This window comes from Streptomyces sp. NPDC054840 (assembly GCF_053611065.1).
Map to the genome: position 1 here is coordinate 1 of NZ_JBSGZP010000785.1, position 3,104 is coordinate 3,104.

The following is a 3,104-nucleotide window of genomic DNA, read 5'->3' on the forward strand; positions in this document are numbered from 1 at the left end:
CCGCTGCAAGCGGGGCCCCGGGGTATTCGCTTCCCTTCTGTCAGGCCCCGGTCCTGGTCGATGTCGAGGGCCGCGCGCGCCGGGCGTGGGTCACCTGGTTTGTGGACTGCGCGTCGAACACCATCATGGGCGTGGCGGTCACCCCGGGGCATCCGTCGCGGGAGTCGGTCCTGGCCGCGCTCCGGGCAGCGGTTTTGCGCGAGGAGCCGTTCGGGCCGCAGGGCGGCCTGCCGGAGAAGGTACGCGTGGACCGGGGCAGGGACTTCCTGTCGAAGGCGGTGACCGCCGCGTTCAACGCCCTGGACGTCACCGTCGAGGACCTGCCCGCCTACACCCCGCACCTGAGGGGCACGGTGGAGGGGGCCTGAACCGGGCGGTGGAGTCGATGTTCCTTGCCGCGCTGCCCGGCTACGCCCGCCAGCCCCGCCCGGGCCGGTGCCGCGCGCGGCCGAAGGACGAGGTGCTCCTGGACTTCGAGGACTTCACCACCCGCCTGCTGGACGTTGCACACCGCTTCGGCGGCGATTCCGCGATAGTCCGCGGAACCCTGCTGCGCGACTACGCGGACGAGATCGACGGGGTGCGCGTCATTTGCCTCATTGACGGCTGCGGATCTCGTCGATGCGCTTCGCCAGGGCCTGTGTCTCCGCGATCAGCCGCCCGTGCGCCTTTTTCTGCTCCTTGTCGCCCTGGGCCCTGAACGCCGCGCTGAAGCGGGGCTGGAGCTGGGTCCACCAGCCGTAGTCCAGCATGGCCCACGCCTGCGGGCAGAGGGGGGCGCGGGTCTTCGGCAGATAGCCGCTGTCGACCAGGGACTGCTGGTACTTCTTCGGGTCGCTGCCCTCCAGGTAGCACAGGAAGTTGAAGGCTCGCTGCTGGGTGACGGGGTGGTCGCTCGACATGCTCTCCAGGGTCGGCGTGCCTTCCTTGCGTGCGATCTCGTCGAAGAGGATCGCGGCGGCCAGCGACGGGCCCGGCCCGACCTCGTTGACGGTGTAGAAGGACGCGAAGCCGTCCGCCGCGTCCTCTTCGAGGCCGAGGTTGGCCAGGAGGAGCTGGCGCTGCAGGGCATGGCCCATCTCGTGGCCGAAGATGAATTCGGTCGACAGTACGGTCAGGTCGTCGGTGTTGTACTCGGACGCGGGGAACGGGGCGGGCCGTTCGACGGTCTTCACGACGTCGGCGAGGGCCTTCTCGATCTCGGTCAGGAACGGTGGCGGGACGAAGATCGTCCTGCCGTCGGGCTGGGTGACGGCGTCGGTGACGCCGGGCGGCACGGCGGCGGTGACCTTCACGACCATGTCGTGCGGGAGGGTGAGTGATCTGTTCACCCAGTCGGCCGTACGCTCCAGCACGCGGGAGTTCCGGATCAGTGCCACGGCCTCCCGGTCCTCCGGTTTGACCGTTTGGGCCTCGTAGACGACGGTGACCCTGCCGGAGCGCGCCGCCTGGGGGCGGGGCCCTGCTCCAGGCCCTTGCCCGGCGTCGCGGGCCGCGCCGCTGCACCCGGTCGCGAGGACCCCGGCGAGGAGCAGCAGACCTGACAGGACGATGCGTGCCCTCTTCGAGCGACCGGCGGTGTTCGGCATCCTTGATCGGCTCCCGTCGCGTGTTCCCGCACTGATCCTCCGGCCGTCCGGAGGCGGGTGCCCGTCGAGCCGCCCGTACGGGGGACGGACCGTTCGTGGGTATGCGGCGTCGTAGCGCCCAGCCCGCCCATGCTGGCGAGCTGCGCCTGGTCGAGCTAGCTGTGGTGGGCTTTCTGGTGCAAATTGGTGGCTTGGTTCAGTTGTGCTGGCCGGGTGAGCGTATGTAGCTCACGCCGGGCGGGTCTTGTGGGAGGAACCCCTTCGCGCCGTCCTTCTGGGGGAGGATCACGAGGTAGATCTTGCACGGCTTGGCGGTGGCGGGTCCCTGGTAGTCGAACCTGATCCCCGGCCTCTCGTCGGGATAGGTGTCAAAGGCCCATGCCGCCGGCCCGGTGTAGGAACGACCTGCCGCGTCGGTGGATTGCCGGCAGTCCGGGCCGGGCCGTCTGGCCCGTTCCAGGTCCGCAGAACCGTCCGCGCGAACCGTCAAGCGGCCGCCGTCCGAGCCTTGCCAGACCCCCGCCACATCAGCGATCGCGAGCGGGTCCTCACGGTCCTTGCCCAGATAGGCGAGGAGGGCGACCACCAACGCCAGGAACAGCGCTGTCACGCCCATGAACCACCAGAGGATCCGCCGCCGGTCGGTACGCAATAGGTGCTCCTTCTCGTAACAGCCACCTGGGACTGCGCCCCCACAAAGCTGTTGAAGTCCGGGGTGCTGCACAGGGAGAGGAGGTTCCGCCCGCCAAGGTTGCTGGTCTGATGATCTTTCTGGCCCCAGACGCCGGGCTAGGGTCGGGGCCAGCCGCGCCGATAGGGCGTGCGTGGGTGAGGCCAGTGCCTCGGAGCGCTCTGCGGGCAGCAGTACCACCGGGCCGCCCCCGACCCTCCTACCGCACCCAGTCGACGCCGAGCTGGGTGAGTGCGGCGCGCTGTGCCGGGTGGAGTTTGTCGCGGCGTTGTTTCTGGTTGGCCAGCCACACCCCGACGCGGTGGATGTCCCCGTCGGGCATCTCCTGCACACCGGCCCGCCCCGGCAGGGCACCCTCCCGTGCGGTGTATTGCGTGAGGGCCTGGAGGCCTTTCTGGAACGCCGTACCGCCTGCGTGCGGCTCGGTGGCCGCAGCCGTCTTCGCTGCCGCTTTGCGGGCGCGTGGGGTCTTCTGCGGCTTGACGCCGAGCGTGGCGAGCCGGCGTTGCTGTTCGGCGTTGAGCCGGTTCCAGCCGCGTTGTTGGGTGGCGAGCCAGCGTCCGATGTCGTCCCCGTGTCGGGTGACCCCCGGCACGATCGCGGTCGGGCGCGCCCCGGAGGCGAGGAGTTGGGTGAGGTAGGTGTAGTGGCGTTGCCAGTCGACTGTCCATCCCAGCACCGCCGGGTTCCAGTCGGGGTCGATCGCGGCGAGGGCCGCGGCTCGCCGCTGCGCCCGTTCGGGGTCTTTGCCGAGTCCGCCGGGGCGGCGGACGTTGGTCAGCCACTGCCCGACCTGGACGTCGAGGATCGCCGCGCCCCGGGGC

The 3,104-nt window shown here is 70.2% G+C and carries 4 protein-coding genes; 1 reads left to right on the top strand and 3 read right to left on the bottom strand.

Annotation, left to right across the window (positions count from 1 at the left end; translation table 11 throughout):
* Positions 1-368: integrase catalytic domain-containing protein (locus ACWGIU_RS33970; RefSeq protein ID WP_453711951.1), on the top strand; the 368-nt coding region annotated here is incomplete at its 5' end.
* 228 nt (positions 369-596) lie between these two features.
* On the opposite strand, the gene ACWGIU_RS33975 is transcribed toward ACWGIU_RS33970, so the two are convergent.
* The 3 genes from ACWGIU_RS33975 to ACWGIU_RS33985 form a co-directional block, all read right to left on the bottom strand.
* A complete protein-coding gene (locus ACWGIU_RS33975; RefSeq protein WP_453711952.1) occupies positions 597-1,589 on the bottom strand; it encodes a DUF4344 domain-containing metallopeptidase in 993 nt (330 codons plus the stop codon).
* 196 nt (positions 1,590-1,785) lie between these two features.
* Positions 1,786-2,241 carry a hypothetical protein gene (locus ACWGIU_RS33980; RefSeq protein WP_453711953.1) on the bottom strand — a complete coding sequence of 152 codons (456 nt, stop codon included), beginning with the start codon at positions 2,239-2,241 and terminating at the stop codon, positions 1,786-1,788.
* Between the two features lie 238 nt (positions 2,242-2,479).
* Positions 2,480-3,104: helicase associated domain-containing protein (locus ACWGIU_RS33985; protein ID WP_453711954.1), on the bottom strand; the 625-nt coding region annotated here is incomplete at its 5' end.